Origin of the sequence: Herbidospora daliensis (genome assembly GCF_001570585.1) — a bacterium.
Lineage (GTDB): Bacteria > Actinomycetota > Actinomycetes > Streptosporangiales > Streptosporangiaceae > Herbidospora > Herbidospora daliensis.
This window is the reverse complement of the sequence record NZ_BBXF01000004.1, coordinates 555,837-572,821: the sequence shown is the minus strand read 5'-3', so window position 1 is coordinate 572,821 and position 16,985 is coordinate 555,837. Positions and strand designations below refer to the sequence as shown.

Below are 16,985 nucleotides of genomic sequence, written 5' to 3'. Positions count from 1 at the left end.
AGAAAACCACACGTTCCTGAGAACAGCCTGGGAATGTGACATAAATCACATGCGATCAATGGAACCTGCCGCGAACGGCAAAGGCCCGGCCGTAGCGGCCGGGCCTTCACAGGGGTCGATCTTGACTGATCGATCTTGACAGTTCGATCTTGCTTAGGCGATCGAGCCGCTCCACAGGTTCGCGGCGGCCTTGTAGACGCCGTAGGTCTCGCCGTCGAAGTAGGCCGAGACGCTCGTGTCGATGCGCTTGTTGCCGTCGGTGTCGGAGACGCCGCTCGTCAGGCCGTTCAGGTAGCCGAGGCGACGGGCGCTCTTGTACTGCGACAACCACGCCGAGCCCAGCGAGCCCTGGCCGGTGAACGACGACTTCACGCCGATCAGCTCTTCGGCCTTCACGGCCGACGCCTTGGCCTTGAACGTCTTGCCGTAGCTCCACTTGAGCGTGTGGCCGGTGTAGGCGTGGTTGCCGTCCGGGTGGGAGCCGCTCGGGTAGCCGAACACGTAGACGTTCTGGCCGACCTTCTGGTTGTAGGCCAGGCCCTGGCCGCCGACGTTGTCGCCGAGGCGGCCGGCGTCGGTGAAGCGGATGACGTAGTACTTGCCCTTGATCGGGCCGGGCGAGCGGATCGCCTTGCTGTAGGTCTCCCACTCGCCCTTGGAGACTTCCTTGGTGTTCTCGGTGCGCATCCACCGGGCGAACTCGCTGCCCTTGGCGGGCAGGCCCGACGACGGCGCCTTGAGGCCGTTGTAGACGGTGACGAACGCGTAGTTGCGGTCGCCGTCCTCGTAGACGTCGAAGTCGTAGTGGGTGTAGGCCGTCTTGCCGACGTAGATGCCCCACGGGGTCTTGCCCTGGTAGTAGCCCGGGACGAAGACCCAGTAGTCGAGGGTGGCCTTGTTGGTCACCGTGTCGTAGACGCAGCTGCCGGCGGTGGCGACCAGGTTCTTGTACTTCGACTGCAGGGAGGTGGCGGTGCACCAGTGGGGCTTGCCGTCGCCGCCGCGGAAGAACACCTTGCCGGTGGTGCGGGGGAGGTTGACGTTCTTGGAGGAACCGCCCGACTTGGCCTCGTCGCCGATCGCGGGGACCGTTCCAGCCTTCCCGTCGGCCGCGGGGCCGCCGGTGGAGACGTGCTTGTTGACGCTGATGGTCGTCTCGGCGTTGTAGGGGGTCGAGCCGACCAGGTTGGCGTACTTGTTGGCGAACCAGTAGGCGACCACGTTCTTGGCCGCGAGGGAGGTCTTCGCCAGCGGGTCGCTCGCCACGTCGCCGGCCGCCGAGGCGGGCTGGGCGACGAGGGCGGAGGCCAGCAGGCCGGCTGCCACACCGGAGAGGGCGAGGGTGCGCTTCAAGGCTGCTCCATGCGTTGGTAAAGGGACCGTCAGGACGATATGCGGGATGTTCCGCGTGTCCAAAGCGACTTCACCGCGCCTTTGGGGCCGTTGTGCACGCATTGCCGCAGGTGGGACTTGACTGGCGGCAGTCGGATCTTGGTTCGAATGTGACTCGAATCACATTTTTCCATGGCACCGAAATCCGACTATGTACGTCTAATTCTTCTTGGCATGAAAAAGGCCCGGCCGAGGACGGCCGGGCCTTTCCCGGTTAGGCGATCGAACCCGACCACAGGTTCGCCGCGTGCTTGTAGATGCCGTAGGTCTCGCCGTCGAAGTAGGGCGAGAGGCTGACGTCGATGCGGTCGTTGCCGTCGGTGTCGGAGACCGCGGCGGTGACGCCGTTCAGGTAGCCCTTGCGGCTGGTGTTGCTGTACTTGTACATCCAGGCCGAGCCCGACGAGCCCTCGCCGGTGAAGCTGCACTTGACGCCGAGCAGCTCCTCCGCCTTGATGGCCGGCGCCGAGGCGGGGAACGTGGTCCCGTAGCACCACTTCTGGGTCTGGCCCGTGTAGGCGTGGTTGCCGTCGGGGTGTGACCCGCTCGGGTAGCCGAAGACGTAGTCCTTCACGTTCTTCTTCTGGTTGTACGCGAAGCCCTGGCCGCCCACGTTGTCACCCAGCCGGCCGGCGTCGACGAACTTCCAGATGTAGTACTTCGAGCCGATCTTCTTCGTGTACTTGTCGACGATCCACGGGTAGGTGCCGTAGGAGCGGTACTTGTCCCACTCGCTCTTGGAGACCTTCTTCCAGTCGCCGTCGAGCGGGCCGCCGTCGTGCGGGGCCTTCAGGCCGTTGTAGACGGTGACGAAGGCGTAGTCGCGGTCGAAGTCCTCGTAGACGTCGAAGTCGTAGTGGGTGAAGGCCTGCTTGCCGACGTACACGCCGTAGGGGGTCTTGCCCTGGTAGTAGGCCGGGACGAACACCCAGTACTTCAGCGTGGCGGCGTTCGACTCGGTGTCGTAGACGCAGTGCCCGGCGGTGGCGACCAGGTTCTTGTACTTCGCCTGGAGCGAGGTGGCGGTGCACCAGCGGGGCTTCTTGTCGGCGTCCAGGAAGAAGACCTTGCCGGTCGTGCGGGGCAGGTTGACGTTCTTGGACGAGGTGGAGCCCGCGCCGCCGATCGGCGGGACCAGGCCGGGCTTGCCGTCGGCAGACGGGCCGCCCTTCGACAGGTGCTTGGCGACGACCTTGGTCTCGACGTCGTAGGGGGTGGCGGCGTTCAGGTTGGCCTTGGCCTGGCCGTACCAGAAGGCGACGACGTTCCAGGCGGCGATGCCGCTGCCGGCCAGCGGGTCGGACGCCTCGTCGGGAGCGGCGCTGGCCGCGGACGGGACGGCCAGGGCCGCGCCGAGAAGGCCGGCGGTGGCGCCGAGGAGCGCGAGGTGCTTCGCTCGGGATCGCATGGTGGTGCTCCTTCATTACAGAGGGTGTGCTGTGATGAAGGTAGGTTCCTGCGCTTTATCCCCGCTTTATGCGCGCTTGCAAGGCGCTTTCTAGTTCGTCGCCTGCTTGGCGGCCTGCTGGTAGACCCGCGCGGTCACCGCGTTGAAATAGGGCGACGACGCGGCGTCGAGCTTGCCGTCGGCGTCGATGTTCCACGTCAGGCTGGTCACGCCGTTGAGGAAGCCAGTCTTCTTCACCGGGTCCCACCCGAGCACCCACGGGCCGCCGCTCGCGCCCGCCGTGAACGGGCAGGGGTTCAGCAGGACGCCGTTCTCCAGCAGATAGGTGGGGGCGCTCGCCGGGGTGGCCTTGGTGACGCCGGCGCAGGGGCGGACCGTCTGGCCGTCGTAGGGGCGGCTGCCGTCAGGATGGGCGCCGGCCGGGTAGCCGAACACCGACACCGCGCGCGAGCGGCCCTTCGTCGAGGCGAACTGGAACGCGCCGACCTTGTCTTCGAGCCGGCCGCCCTGCACCCGCTGGTCGCCCTTCCAGGTGAAGCCCCGGTAGACGGTCACGAAGGCGTAGTCGCGGTCGTAGTCGCCCGCGCCGGAGAAGTCTTCGTGGAGGTAGAGCGTGTGGCCGACGTAGATGCCCGCGTCGGTCGAGCCGCCCGCGTAGGAGGGGATGAAGACCCAGTTCTCCACGGGCTTGTTCTGGCCGAGCGACCAGCCGCAGTGGCCGGCCGTGGCGACCAGGTTGCGGTTCTTGGAGTGGACGACCGAACCGGAGCACCAGTACTCCTTGTCGCCCAGCTTGAAGAAGACCTTGCCGACCATCGGCTGCTGCGAGGGCGCCGCGGCGGCGGTCGCGGTCGAGGTCAGCGTGGTCTCGCCGGAGAGTTCGGCCATCGAGGGGGCCTGCCTGGCCCCGGCGGCCGGCTTGGAGGCCGGGACGTAGGTGCTGGCCTCCTTCAGGCGGGCCGGCGTCCAGTAGGCGGCGACCTTCTGCATGTCGGCGCCGGTCGCCGCGAGGGGGTAGGCCATCACGCCCTTGCCGAGGTGCTTCTCGGCCGGCGGGGCCGCCATCTTCGCCGAGACCTCCATCAGGGGCGCCGTGGGCGGGGCCGCGATGGCGGGGGTGGACGTCGGCGTCCAGACCGAGAGGAGCGCGGCGGCACCCAGCGCGGCGGCGACGCCGCCCGCGGCAAGGGTGATCCGCCTGGTCATGGGGGCCTCTCGGGGGTCTCGTGACGGAGGTATCGATCGTAAGGGGTGATTTTTCCAGATCACCAGTGATCAGGCACAGGTTCTTGGCTGTCTCGTTATGAATTCGAGGGAACCGAACGCGCCTCTGGTCCGTCCCAGTAGATCGGGTTCACGCTACGGCCCGTGTAAAAGGAAGTGCCCGGAAGACGAAGAACGTCCCCCGGGCACCGGTGTTTCAGGGAGTTTCAGGCGGTCCAGCGGTTGGCCGCGACCTTGTAGACGTCGTAGGTCTCGCCGTTGAAGTAGGGCGACGAGAGCCGGTCGTACCGGTCGTTGCCGTCGGTGTCCCAGGCGATGCTGTTGACGCCGTAGAGGTAGCCCGAGCGGGTCTTGCTCTTGTAGTTCCACAGCAGCGGGCCGCCGCTGGCGCCGGCGGTCATGCCGCACTTGATGCCGACGTGCTCCTGGACGTTGTACTTCGGCGCGGCCGGCATGGCCGAGGTCTGGCCGTAGCACCACTTCATCGTCTTGCCGCTGAACGGACGGTCGCCGTCGGGGTGCGGGCCGGCCGGGTAGCCGAAGGAGAAGACGTTGGTCTTGGTGCTGCGGTTCCAGGTGAAGCCCTGGCCGCCGACGTTGTCGCCGAGACGGCCGACGGCGGTCTTCACGAGCTTGTACTTGCCGTCGACCTTCTCCCAGCTGGCCTTGTAACCGGAGGCGACGTTGACGAACGCGTAGTCGTAGTCGTAGTCCTCCTTGACCACGAAGTCGTCGTGCGCCTGGTACCAGGTGGCCGGGTAGATGCCGTAGGGCGCCTTGCCGTTCCACGCCTGCGTGCCGTCCCAGTACGACGGGATGAACACCCAGTTGTCGTAGAAGCGGTTGCTGGCCGGGTCGTACACACAGTGCCCGGCGGTGGCCACGACGTTGCGGAACTTGCCCTGGATCGAGGTGCCGGAGCAGTACTTCCAGCTCCGCGGGTCGAGCGGGTTCTTGCCCGGCAGGGTGAAGAACACCCGGCCGACCGTGTTGGGCAGGTTGACCTGCTTGCTGGCGGGGGTGCCCGCCTTCTCGCCGCCGATCGGCGGGACCACACCGGCCTTGCCGTCGGGCTGGGGGGTGCTCGGACGGCCCGAGCCCTTGACCGCGTTGCCCAGTTCCTCGGTGCGGTCCTTCGCGGCGCGGAGCCGGTCGGGGGTCCAGAACTGCGCCGCGGCGGCGGCCGTGGTGGGGGCCGCCTTCTGGGTCACGTCACTGGGGGCCGTGGCCGTGGCGGACGAGGCGGTGCCCACCGCGCCGAACGCGACCATCGCGCCGGCGAGGGGGATGGAGAGACGACGTGCTCGGGAGATCATCGAAGTCCTTTCCCTTGGGACGAATTGAGGGTGCGTCCCAAATACGTGGAAACAGCTCCGAACGTTAATGACGCGATCACGGATGCCGCCGCAGATATAACGAGAGGGCGGGGTCAATTGGCCTTACCGTTATTCATGCGCCGCTGTTATGAATTGCATCTCCGCAGGTGATCCCTGGTTTGCCGATTCGGTTTACGTATTATTCGCGGCCGGTCTCGGTCCCTTTCGTCACTTTGGTAACACGGATAGAGTAATGTTCTGGACATGATCGCAGTCACGGCTTCGCAGACCGATCCGAACGACCCGCTCAAGGGTCTGACCGTGGGCGAGCGGCCCGAGCCCGCCGTCCCCGACGGCTGGACGACGGTGACCGTCCGCGCCACCGCGCTCAACCACCACGACCTGTTCACCCTCCGCGGGATCGGCATCAGCCCCGACCGGCTGCCGATGACGCTCGGCTGCGACGCGGCCGGCGTCGACGAGGCGGGCAACGAGGTCATCGTGCACGCCGTCATCGGCGAGCCGGTGAACGGCGACGAGACCCTCGACCCGAAACGCACGCTGCTGTCGGAGCTGCACCAGGGCACCTTCGCCGAGAAGGTCGTGGTGCCCCGGCGCAACCTGGTGCCCAAACCGGCGGAACTGAGCTTCGAGCACGCGGCCTGCCTGCCGACGGCGTGGCTGACCGCCTACCGGATGCTCTTCGAGAAGGCGGGCCTGGAGCCCGGCTCGACCGTGCTGGTGCAGGGCGCGGGCGGCGGCGTCTCGACGGCCCTGATCGCGCTGGGCCGGGCGGCCGGCTACCGCGTGTGGGTGACGAGCCGCTCCGGCGGCAAGCGCGAGAAGGCCCTCGAACTCGGCGCCGACCAGGTCTTCGAGACGGGCGCCCGGTTGCCCGAGCGGGTCGACGCGGTCATGGAGAGCGTGGGCGAGGCGACGTGGGACCACTCGATCGCCTCGCTGCGCCCCGGCGGCCGGGTCGTGATCTGCGGCGCGACCAGCGGCATGGTGGCCCCCACCAAGCTCGCCCAGGTCTTCTTCCTGCAGAAGCAGATCATCGGCTCGACCATGGGCACCCGCGACCAGCTCGGCCGCCTGGCCACCTTCCTGGCTCAGACGGGGGTACGCCCGCTGGTCGACCGGGTGCTCCCGCTGACCGAGGCCCGCGAGGGCGTCGCCGCGATGGCCGGGGGCGACGTCTTCGGGAAGATCGTCTTCACGCTCTGACGGAAACAGAGCAGCGACCACGAGCGGCGCGACAGGCCGCACACCACGCACAGGTGGGCGTCACCCATCGGGCTCAGCCGTTCGGATCGAGGATCGCCCGCAGGCGGACCGCGGTCTCGTCGAGGACCGCCTTGCAGGCGGCCAGGTCGTCGTCGCTCAGCCGGGTGTCGGCCGCCTCCGACCTGACGTCGGCGACGAAGTCGGCCAGATACTGCCCGAGCTCGGCGTCGTTGGCCGTGGCCCGCTCGTCGTCTGACGTGCCGTTCGCGGGCGTCGGCAGGCCCGTCATGGCCCACGCGTCGGACCAGATGCGCTGCCACTCGACCTTGAAGCGCTCCGAGTCGGCCTTCCACTGCAGCTTCTGGCGGGACCACTCGGCCTTCTGCCGCTCGCGCTGGCGTTTCCACTCCTCGCGCGTGTCGCGGGCCGTGCCGGTCGTCTCCTGGTTGATGGTGCGGGCCATCGTGGTCAGCTCGTGGCGCAGGGAGCGCACGGTCTGCCGGACGTCCTCCTTGACCTCGCGGGCGATGTCCTGGACCGAGGCGGTGATCTCGCGTTCGAGGTCGGCGAGCTCGTCGAGGCGGTCGTTCAGCTCGGCGCGGCCCTTGTCGGTGAGGGTGAAGACCTTCTTGCCGTCGACGACCTCGTGGGTGACCAGGCCCTCCTCCTCCAGCCGGGCCAGGCGCGGGTAGATCGTGCCGGGGGAGGGGGAGTAGACGCCGAGGAAGCGGTCCTGCAGCAGGCGGATGACCTCGTAGCCGTGGCGGGGGCTCTCCTCCAGCAGCTTGAGCAGGTAGAGCCGGAGCCTGCCGTGGCCGAAGACGGGACTCATTCTGTTTCCTTACTGAGCAGGGTCACGCCGCCCGAGACCGTGGTCGCGCTGAGCGTGGCCATGCCACCGCCGAGGCGACCGGTGAGGGTCTTGGTGCCGGGGTGGCCGTTGTAGGTGAGGCCGGGGAAGGCGGACTCCAGATTGCCCGACATCGAACGGAAGGTCACGTCGCTGTCGGTGGCCCGGGGGAGCCGCACCCAGATCGAGCCCGAGACCGTGTTGAGGGTCACGTGGCCGGTCGGGCCGAGCACCAGATCGGCGGTGATGTCGCCGTTCACGGTGTTGCCGCGCAGGCGGCGCGGGACGCCGTCGGCGACGGTCAGCTCGCCCGAGACGCTGGTGAACGACAGGTCGCCGGCCAGCGCGCGGCTCTCGACCGACCCGGAGACGGTCTCGGCGTTGACGTCGCCGCTCACGCCGTCGAGCACGATGCCGCCCGACACGCTGCGCACCTTGGTGCGGCCCTCGAAGCCGGCCACGACCGCCCCCGCGGAGATCACCCCGGCCTCGACCCGGCAGGTCTTCGGCACGGTGAGCGTGGCCACGCAGCGGCGCCCGCCGCCGGGCCGCAACCAGCTGAGCACGCCCTCCCAGCTCAGGTCGCCGTAGCTGACCGTCAACTGCCCGTCTTCGAGGTCGACGTGCAGCGGGTCGCTGCCGATCTCGCTGACCTCCAGGCTGGGCGGGCCGTCACTGGCGAGCACCGCGAGGTGGCCCGCCACGATGCGCACGCTCAGCCGGTCGACCGGGTCGAACGTGAGCTGGTCGGGTTTGTCGATGATCCATCTCGGCATGACGCCGCCCCTTCCGCGAACTGCTTACAAAACACGATATGTCGCGTTCGCGGAAAGTCAAGATGTATCGCGTTAGTCCTCGTCGTCGTCGAGCCGCGCGAGCCACGTCGCCAGCCGCTCGACCGGGGTCTCGAACTCGGGGTTGAGGTCGACGAACTCGCGCAGCCGCTCGGCCAGCCAGACCATCTGCACCTCCTCCTCGCCCCGCCGTTCGACCAGTTCCTCGATGCCCCTGTCGGTGAAGTACATGATGTCCGCTCCCGGAAACGGCGAGAGGCCCCCCGCAGTGGAGGGCCTCCCGCTGGTGTGACGTGTCTAGCCGAAGATCTCGGTGACGATGGCGTGCAGTTCGTTGTCGTGGGCGCTGTGGGAACCGGCGGCCGGCGAGGAGTTCGCCGCCCGCGAGACCCGCCGCAACCGCCGGCCGTTGAGGACCTCGGGCCGCTCGGTCATCTTGAGCGCCAGGTAGGGCCACGGACCCATGTTGACGGGTTCGTCCTGCGCCCACACGAGCTCGACGTCGTCGGCGTAGCGGGCCAGTTCGGCCTTCAGCGGCTGCTCGGGGAACGGGAAGAGCCGCTCCATCCGGACGACCGCCGTGTCGGTGTGACCACCCTTGTCGCGTGCGGCGGCCAGATCGTAGTAGATCTTGCCGGAGCACAGGACGACCTTCCGGACGCCCGCCGGGTCGACGGTGCTGTCACCGATGATCGGCTGGAAGGTGCCGGAGGTGAAGTCGGCCGTCGCCGACGCCGCCGCCTTGTGGCGCAGCAGCGACTTGGGCGTGAAGACCACCAGCGGCTTGCGCCGGTCGGACAGCGACTGCCACCGCAGCAGGTGGAAGTAGTTGGCCGGGGTGGTCGGCTGGGCCACGGTCATGTTGTCGAGCGCGCAGATCTGCAGGAACCGCTCGATGCGGGCCGAGGAGTGGTCGGGACCCTGACCCTCGTAGCCGTGCGGCAGCAGCAGCACGACCGACGAGCGCTGACCCCACTTCTGCTCACCGGACGAGATGAACTCGTCGATGATCGACTGGGCGCCGTTGACGAAGTCGCCGAACTGCGCCTCCCACATGACCAGCGCCTCGGGCCGGACCACGCTGTAGCCGTACTCGAAGCCCAGGGCCGCGAACTCGCTCAGCAGCGAGTCGTAGACGTAGAACTTCGTGACGCCCTCGTTGAAGGTCTTCAGCGGGGTGTGGTCTTCGCCGGTGACCCGGTCGACCAGCACCGCGTGACGCTGGCCGAAGGTGCCGCGCCGCGAGTCCTGGCCCGCGAGGCGGACCGGGTGGCCGTCGAGCAGCAGCGAACCGAACGCCAGCGCCTCGCCGGTCGCCCAGTCGATCGCGTCCTCCTCGACCATCGCGCCGCGCCGCTGGAGCACCGGGTTGAGCCTCGGGTGGACGGTGAAGCCCTCGGGCATCGTGAGCTGCGTGTCGATGACCCGCTTGACGGTCTCTTCCGAGATGGCCGTCTTGGTGTCGTCGTGGCTCCACACGATGAGCTCGTCGGTGGGCGGCTTGACGACCGCGCCCTCTTCGAGCGGCTTCTTGGCGGCTTCGCGGGTCTCGGTGAAGGCCCGCTCGAGCTGCTCCTGGTAGTCGCGCAGCGCCTGCTCGGCCTCTTCGACCGTGATGTCGCCGCGGCCGATCAGGGCCTCGGTGTAGAGCTTGCGGGTGGACCGCTTGGCGTCGATGAGGTCGTACATGAGCGGCTGGGTGAAGCTCGGGTTGTCGGCCTCGTTGTGGCCGCGGCGCCGGTAGCAGATCATGTCGATAACGACGTCCTTGCGGAACGCCTGGCGGTATTCGTAGGCCAGCCGGCCCACGCGCACGACCGCCTCGGGGTCGTCGCCGTTCACGTGGAAGATCGGCGCCTGGATCATGCGCGCGACGTCGGTGGCGTACACCGACGAACGCGAGGCCTCCGGGCTGGTGGTGAAGCCGACCTGGTTGTTGACCACGATGTGGACGGTGCCGCCGGTGCGGTAGCCGCGCAGCTGCGACAGGTGCAGCGTCTCGGCCACCACGCCCTGGCCCGCGAAGGCCGCGTCGCCGTGGATCAGCACCGGCAGGACGGTGAAGCCCTCGGGGCCCATCTCCAGCAGGTCCTGCTTGGCGCGGACGACGCCTTCGAGGACGGGGTCGACCGCCTCGAGGTGGGACGGGTTGGCGACGACCGACGCCTTGATGCGCTTGCCCGACGGGGCCACGAAGTCGCCGTTGGCGCCCAGGTGGTACTTCACGTCGCCCGAGCCGTGGGCGCTGCGCGGGTCGAGGTTGCCCTCGAACTCGCCGAACACCTGGGCGTAGGACTTGCCGACGATGTTGGCCAGCACGTTGAGACGGCCGCGGTGGGCCATGCCGATGACGACCTCGTCGAGGGTCTCGTCGGCCGCCGCGGCGATCACCGAGTCGAGCAGCGGGATCAGCGACTCGCCGCCTTCGAGCGAGAACCGCTTCTGGCCGACGAACTTGGTCTGCAGGAAGGTCTCGAACGCCTCGGCGGTGTTGAGCCGCGCCAGCACGTGGAGCTGCTCGTCGCGGTCGGGCTTGGCGTGGGGCTTCTCGACCCGCGCCTGGATCCAGGCCCGCTCCTCGGGGTTCTGGATGTGCATGTACTCGATGCCGACGGTGCGGCAGTAGGAGTCGCGCAGCACGCCGAGGACCTCGCGCAGCGTCATCAGCGCCCGGCCGCCGAAACCACCGGTCGGGAACTCGCGCTCCAGGTCCCACAGGGTGAGGCCGTGCTTGGTGATGTCGAGGTCGGGGTGCTTGCGCTGGCGGTATTCGAGCGGGTCGGTGTCGGCCATCAGGTGGCCGCGCACGCGGTAGGCGTGGATCAGCTCGATGACGCGGGCCGACTTGGCGACGTCGTCGTCGTGGGAGGCCGACACGTCGGCGGTCCAGCGGACCGGCTCGTAGGGGATCCGCAGCGACTCGAAGATGTCGTCGTAGAAGTTGTCTGCGCCCAGCAGCAGCTGGTGGATGCGCCGCAGGAAGTCACCCGACTGCGCACCCTGGATGATGCGGTGGTCGTAGGTGCTGGTGAGCGTCATCACCTTGCTGATGGCCAGCCGCGACAGCGTCTCGCCGGAGGCGCCCTGGTATTCGGCCGGGTATTCCATCGCGCCGACGCCGATGATGGTGCCCTGGCCGGGCATCAGGCGCGGCACCGAGTGGACCGTGCCGATGGTGCCGGGGTTGGTCAGCGAGATCGAGGTGCCCTGGAAGTCGTCGACGCCGAGCTTGCCCGAGCGGGCCTTGCGGACGATGTCTTCGTAGGCCATCCAGAAGTGCTGGAAGTCGAGCGTCTCGGCGGCCTTGATCGACGGCACCAGCAATTGGCGCGTTCCGTCGCTCTTCTGGACGTCGATCGCCAGGCCCAGCCCGACGTGCTCCGGCTTGATGATCGCCGGCTTGCCGTCGATCTCGCCGTAGGCGTGGTTCATCTCCGGCATGGCCTCAAGGGCGCGCACGATGGCGTAGCCGATGAGATGGGTGAAGGAGATCTTGCCACCGCGCCCGCGCGACAGGTGGTTGTTGATCACGATCCGGTTGTCGATGAGCAGCTTGGCCGGAACGGCCCGCACGCTCGTCGCGGTCGGGATCGCCAGCGACGCCTCCATGTTGAGGGCGGTGCGGGCGGCCGCGCCGCGCAGCTTCTCCTCGACCGCTCCGGCGGGCGCCTTGGGCGCCTCGGCCTTCGCGGCGGGCTTGGCTGCGGCTGCGGGGGCCTTCTTCTCAGGCGCGGGGGCCTTCGGCGGCTGCGGAGGCGCGGCCGGTGCTGCGGGTGCGGGAGCGGCGGCCTGCGTCGCGTCGCCCGGCGGGGCGACCTTGCCCTGCCCGTTGTAATCAGCGAAGAAGTGCCACCAGGCCTTGTCTACCGACTCGGGATCCTGAAGGTACTTTTGGTACAGCTCGTCGACAAGCCATTCGTTCTGTCCGAAGCTTGCCAGCGGGTTTGTCCGCGACGACTCAGACGACACGGCGGAAATCGCCCTCTTCCGCAGATCGGCGTTGATGTAAAGGAACCTGTCCAAGGCTACTCGTCCAGCCAGGTGACGAGAGCCGTCCGGCGCGTGGCTCCCGCTTATGCTCCCAGGACTGTCCGAACTGGTCACGCACGGGTAGCCCCCCAGGATGGTAGAGGCACCCTCACCGGCTGGTCAGGACGAGGTCCCCTTTTCGTCATATTGGTCGTAATTCTAGCCGATTGTGCGGGTTGAAGTTCGGACCTCGGGGCTGATCACCTGGAGCAACGTGACCAGTTCGGCACCGGCCGTGACCAGTTCCTCCATGGTCATCGGGGCCAGGCGTTCGAGGATGAAGATGGCGTCGACCGTGTCTTCGGTGATCCGGGTGCGCACGCCCTGCCGCCAGTTCCAGCGGCGGCACGTCACCCCGGCGTCGTCGCGCCACACGACCTCACCCGGGGCGGGCTCGCCCAGCACCTCGTCGGCCTTCTCGTCGCCCGTCGCCCGGACCAGCCGCGCGGGGCCCTCGTAGCGGCGCAGGTCCTCGCCGCCGATGGGCAGCGTGTGGCGTACCGAGATGGAGTTGTAGGCGTCGACGACCAGGTTGATCTCGGGCAGCGGCATGCGGCGGATCAGGGCGTCGACCGACGGGCGGGTGCGCTGGGGCTTGGCGCCGAAGGCGCGGTAGGCCTCGCGCCACGCCTCGATCTTCTCGTGGTCGAGCGGCGCGGCCTGGGCCGACGCCTCGGCCAGCCACGTGCGGGACCGGTCGTCGGAGGGGCCGTTGACGAAGCCGACGGCCTCGACCAGGAGCACGGCGAAGTCGGGCCGCAGCGCGCGGACCGCCTCGTCGACGTGGATGTCGTTCAGCACGGGACAAAGAGTAGAGCGAGACACGAACGGCCGGAGGCCGGGCGTGTCTCGCGTTTTGCACCTGCCTGAAAGACAGGGCCCGCGGCTCCCCCGGAAGAGCCACGGGCCCCTCATCGGCTAGGCGCAGGCCTTGCCGTTCAGGAGGAACAGGTCCGGCACCGGGTTGGCGCCCGGGGCGCCGACGCCGTTGAAGCCGAGGGTGATCGACGAGCCGGGGTGGATCTTCTTGTTGTGGGACAGGTTCTTCGCGGTCATGGTCGCGCCCGACTGCGTGAAGTCGCCGTTCCAGCCGTGGTCGAGCTTCTGGCCGCCCAGGAACGACCACTTGAGGTTCCAGCCGTCGATGGCCGTCGTCCCGGTGTTCTTGATCGTGACCTGGGTGGTGAACCCGGTCGCCCAGGTCCCGTGGATCTGGTAGGTCACGTCACACGAGCCGGGAGCGGTGACCGAGCCGTCGCCCTGGTCGGCGATGAAGGCCGAGATCCACGACAGCGGGGCGTTCCAGTTGATCGTCAGCTCGTTGGTCGACCACGACTCGATGTGGTCGATGTAGCAGAACTGGGGCTTGCAGCCCTGCAGGTTGGTCTGCGCGATCGGGTCCTGGATGGCCGAGTTCGGGCCGCCCGACAGGGTGCCCTTGGGCGGGTTGGGCAGGTCGGGGTTGAGCTGGTTGGCGTACCAGCGGGAGTGCTGGTTCTCCGAGTTGACCTCGCCGTAGCCCGTCACGTACGAGATGTTCAGGGCGTTGCGGCCGAGGATGTAGTCGATGCCCTCCAGCACGCCGTCCAGGTACTTCTTCTGGCCGGAGATGTCGTACGCCGCCGCCATCACGACCATGTTGTTCAGCACGAGGTTGTTGGAACCCCAGTCGAAGTCGGGCGGGTTGTACGGCAGGCCGTACGGGTGGGCGTCCAGCGTGGCGAGGTACTTGTCGGCGCCTTCCAGGACCGACGCGCGGACCTCCGCGCGGCCGGGCAGGTTGTTGGGCACCGTGGCCAGGTCGAGGCGGCCGAGCTGGGCGGTCGAGGCCCAGTCGAAGCCGCGCTCGCGCCACACGTCCGAGGTGTGCAGCGGCGAGTTCAGCACGGCGTCGCGGAAGGCCGCCTCGCCGGTGGTGATGTAGAGCTCGGCCGCGGCCCAGTAGAACTCGTCGGTCACGTTGTCGTCGTTGTAGGCGCCGCCGCCCACGCCGTCGTTGGCGGAGGCGTAGATCGCCGGGTTGGCCTTGGCGGCCGTCCAGGCCTTGCGGGCGGCGGCCAGGTTCTTGGCCGCGAACGCCGCGTCGTAGGGCGCGAACAGGCGGGCGGCCTGGGCGGCGGTGGCCGCGAGGTTCAGCGTGGCGGCCGTGGAGACCGGGTGCAGCTCACGGGGCTGCGGGTCGAGGTGCGGCATCAGCGGCAGGCCGGTCCACGCCGCGTCGTGGATCTTGTGGTGGGCCATGCCGTCGGGGCGCTGCATCTTGAGCAGGAAGTCCTGCTCCCAGCGGGCCTCGTCGAGGATGTCGGGGACGGCGTCGCCGCTCTCCGGGATCGCCAGCGAGCCGATGGTCTTGGCGGTGGCGGCGTTCTTGGTGCGCTCGAACTCGCTCATCAGCTGCCAGGCGGAGATGCCGCCGTTGACGACGTACTTGCCGTGGTCGCCGGCGTCGTACCAGCCGCCGGAGACGTCGAGGGAGTAGTCGCACACGCCGGGCTGGCACGGGACGCTGGTGTCACCCTGGTTGGGCGCCACGCCGACGTGCCCGGCCGGGCGACCGTAGCCGGGGCGCAGCGCGTCGTCGATCGCGATGCCGCTGCGCTGGGTGTAGTAGAACTTCAGCGCGTCCAGCTTGAGCTGGGCGTAGGCGCTCGGCGAGATGTCGAACGGCCGGCTGGTCTCGCCGTCGGCGGTCAGCGTGTAGCCCTCGCCGGCGGTCGTGTACGACCCGAAGTCGACGCTGTGGACGTTCTGGCCCGAGCTGGAGTCGACGCCGCGCGGGCTGGTCGAGCCGTTCGCGACGACCGTGCCGCCCGCGTTCTTGAGCTGCCAGGCGACGGCCTCGGTCGCGTCGGTCACGACGGTGGCGTTCTTGGGGCCCTGGGGCAGGTAGGCCACCTGGTTGACGCGGACCCGGGGGCCGGTGTCGGGCTCGTAGACCTCGGGCTCGGCGCCGCCGCGCAGCGACACGTCGTCGAGGCAGAAGCGCCACGGGGTCGCGCTGCCGCCGAGCTGGAAGGCGACCTGCGCGTTCGGCAGGCTGGTGGCCGGGGTGAAGGTGAACTCGTAGTCGTTGCCCGACACGCTCATCTCGGGGTTGGCCGCGAAGAACGTCGTCCACGGGTCGACCGGGAGCTGGATCAGCGCGCGGCCCACGCGCGAGGGCGTGGCCGAGGCGAAGAAGCGGTAGGCGTAGGTCTCACCGGCGACCAGCGGGATGCCGTCGAGGCCGATGATCGCGTCCCACGGGTTGGTGGTCGAGCCGGGGATGTCGGCGCACAGGCGGCCGTCCTCGATCTCGACGGTGACGTTGCCGGTGTTCCACCAGGGCGCGGTGGAGGTCTCGAACGTCCCGTTCGGGATCTGCTCGGGACCCTCGTCGGCGTACGCGGTGGTGACCGGTAACAGGAACAGGGCCGCCGCGGCGAACACGGCGGTGAGGCGGGAGGGTCGCGTCAAAATGCACCTCGTCAGGTATGGGAGCGCTCCCATGGCTCAGGTGGACCTGATGTTTCCAACGGGTTTCGCCAAGGGTCAAGAATCGCAGGTCGGCACGGGTGAACGACCTGCCGCGCGTCCGGATTGTCCGATGAAATTTTCAGCCACTAGAATCTTGTTCGGTACGTCGGACACAATCGACCCCGTGAGAAGACCCACCGAACCGGCCGCCCCCGCCCAGCACGCCGCCTGGCTGGCCGGCCGCCTCCCCGAGGTCGAGCGCGTGCGCCCCGGCCTCTGGTCGATCCCCGTCCCGCTGCCCAACACGCCGCTGCGCTACGTGCTCGTCTACGCCCTCGAACTCCCCGGCGGCGTGGCGCTGATCGACGCGGGGTGGGACACCGAGGAGGCGTACACGGCCCTGACGGCGGGACTGAAGACGGCGGGCTACGAGATCGCCGACGTGCGGGCGGTCGTGGTCACCCACATGCACCCCGACCACTACGGCCTGGCCGGCCGGGTCAGGGAGGACTCCGGCGCCTGGATCGGCCTGCACCCCGCCGACGCCCGGCTGCTGCGCGGCCGCTACGACGATCCCGAAGACCTGTCACGGCGGGAGCTCGCGCTGCTGCTCCGCAGCGGCGTGCCGGAGGAGACCGCCCGCGAGCTGGCGGGCTCGTCCATGGCGATCAGGAAGCTGGTCTCGGCCGGCGCCCCCGACCGGCTCATCGAGCACGGGACCAAGCTCGACCTGCCCGGCTGGGACCTGACCGCGATCTGGACGCCCGGCCACTCGCCCGGCCACCTGTGCTTCGCCGGCGACGGGCTGCTGTTCTCCGGCGACCACGTGCTCGCCAAGATCACCCCGATGGTGGCCTTCCACCCGCAGTCGGCCCCGAACCCGCTCGCCGACTACCTCGACGCCCTGCGCGCGGTCGGCCGCCTCGACGTCGAGGAGGTGCTGCCCGCCCACGAGTACCGTTTCCCCGACCTGCTCGGCCGCGTCGAGTACGTGATCTCCCACCACCACGAGCGGCTGGCCGAGATCGAGCGGGTCGTGGCCGCCGAGCCGGGCCTCACGTGCTGGCAGATCGCGACCCGGCTGACCTGGTCGCGGCCGTGGGAGTCGATCGGGGGCTTCCAGCTCCGGGCGGCCAACAACGAGACGCTCGCCCACCTGATCCACCTCAAGGGGGAAGGCCGGTTGCGCGAAGAGAATTACCTATATTACAGATAGGGAATAAGTGCTACATTCGTCGCCATGAGCCTGGAGTATCCCGGCGACGTCTTCTGGTACGACCTCCCCGACG

At 68.6% G+C, this 16,985-nt stretch carries 12 protein-coding genes; 2 read left to right on the top strand and 10 right to left on the bottom strand.

Going from position 1 to position 16,985, the window contains the following annotated elements:
* Positions 1 to 153 precede the first annotated feature (153 nt).
* The 4 genes from AW274_RS22945 to AW274_RS22930 all read right to left on the bottom strand — a co-directional run bounded on the left by AW274_RS22945 (position 154) and on the right by AW274_RS22930 (position 5,340).
* Entirely contained in the window at positions 154 to 1,353 is a 1,200-nt protein-coding gene (locus AW274_RS22945; RefSeq protein WP_062436072.1) for a trypsin-like serine peptidase, read from the bottom strand.
* A gap of 253 nt (positions 1,354 to 1,606) precedes the next feature.
* The gene (locus AW274_RS22940) at positions 1,607 to 2,800 is read right to left on the bottom strand and encodes a trypsin-like serine peptidase (protein ID WP_062436070.1); all 1,194 of its coding nucleotides are present in this window, start codon (positions 2,798 to 2,800) and stop codon (positions 1,607 to 1,609) included.
* A gap of 90 nt (positions 2,801 to 2,890) precedes the next feature.
* The gene (locus tag AW274_RS22935) at positions 2,891 to 4,006 is read right to left on the bottom strand and encodes a trypsin-like serine peptidase (RefSeq protein WP_062436068.1); all 1,116 of its coding nucleotides are present in this window, start codon (positions 4,004 to 4,006) and stop codon (positions 2,891 to 2,893) included.
* A gap of 224 nt (positions 4,007 to 4,230) precedes the next feature.
* Positions 4,231 to 5,340, bottom strand: coding sequence for a trypsin-like serine peptidase (locus AW274_RS22930; RefSeq protein WP_062436065.1), 1,110 nt, complete (start codon positions 5,338 to 5,340; stop codon positions 4,231 to 4,233).
* 264 nt (positions 5,341 to 5,604) lie between these two features.
* Between AW274_RS22930 and AW274_RS22925 the strand changes: the two genes are divergently transcribed.
* Positions 5,605 to 6,567 carry a zinc-binding dehydrogenase gene (locus AW274_RS22925; RefSeq protein ID WP_062436063.1) on the top strand — a complete coding sequence of 321 codons (963 nt, stop codon included), beginning with the start codon at positions 5,605 to 5,607 and terminating at the stop codon, positions 6,565 to 6,567.
* 73 nt (positions 6,568 to 6,640) lie between these two features.
* Here AW274_RS22925 and AW274_RS22920 read toward each other — a convergent pair whose 3' ends face one another.
* The 6 genes from AW274_RS22920 to AW274_RS22900 form a co-directional block, all read right to left on the bottom strand.
* On the bottom strand, positions 6,641 to 7,399 hold the full coding sequence (locus AW274_RS22920; protein ID WP_062436061.1) for a PadR family transcriptional regulator: 759 nt from the start codon (positions 7,397 to 7,399) through the stop codon (positions 6,641 to 6,643).
* Positions 7,396 to 8,193, bottom strand: coding sequence for a DUF4097 family beta strand repeat-containing protein (locus AW274_RS22915; RefSeq protein WP_062436059.1), 798 nt, complete (start codon positions 8,191 to 8,193; stop codon positions 7,396 to 7,398). The genes AW274_RS22920 and AW274_RS22915 overlap by 4 nt, the downstream gene beginning before the upstream one ends.
* 72 nt (positions 8,194 to 8,265) lie before the next feature.
* Positions 8,266 to 8,442, bottom strand: coding sequence for a DUF6104 family protein (locus tag AW274_RS41430; RefSeq protein ID WP_170990908.1), 177 nt, complete (start codon positions 8,440 to 8,442; stop codon positions 8,266 to 8,268).
* A 66-nt stretch (positions 8,443 to 8,508) separates the two neighbouring features.
* Positions 8,509 to 12,180, bottom strand: coding sequence for a multifunctional oxoglutarate decarboxylase/oxoglutarate dehydrogenase thiamine pyrophosphate-binding subunit/dihydrolipoyllysine-residue succinyltransferase subunit (locus tag AW274_RS22910; RefSeq protein ID WP_062436231.1), 3,672 nt, complete (start codon positions 12,178 to 12,180; stop codon positions 8,509 to 8,511).
* A 219-nt stretch (positions 12,181 to 12,399) separates the two neighbouring features.
* Positions 12,400 to 13,041 carry a B3/B4 domain-containing protein gene (locus AW274_RS22905; protein ID WP_062436056.1) on the bottom strand — a complete coding sequence of 214 codons (642 nt, stop codon included), beginning with the start codon at positions 13,039 to 13,041 and terminating at the stop codon, positions 12,400 to 12,402.
* A gap of 117 nt (positions 13,042 to 13,158) precedes the next feature.
* Positions 13,159 to 15,696 (bottom strand): glycoside hydrolase family 9 protein, encoded by a 2,538-nt coding sequence (locus AW274_RS22900; RefSeq protein ID WP_232320254.1) that lies wholly within the window; start codon positions 15,694 to 15,696, stop codon positions 13,159 to 13,161.
* Between the two features lie 184 nt (positions 15,697 to 15,880).
* Between AW274_RS22900 and AW274_RS22895 the strand changes: the two genes are divergently transcribed.
* Positions 15,881 to 16,912, top strand: coding sequence for an MBL fold metallo-hydrolase (locus tag AW274_RS22895; protein WP_062436228.1), 1,032 nt, complete (start codon positions 15,881 to 15,883; stop codon positions 16,910 to 16,912).
* Positions 16,913 to 16,985: the final 73 nt, after the last annotated feature.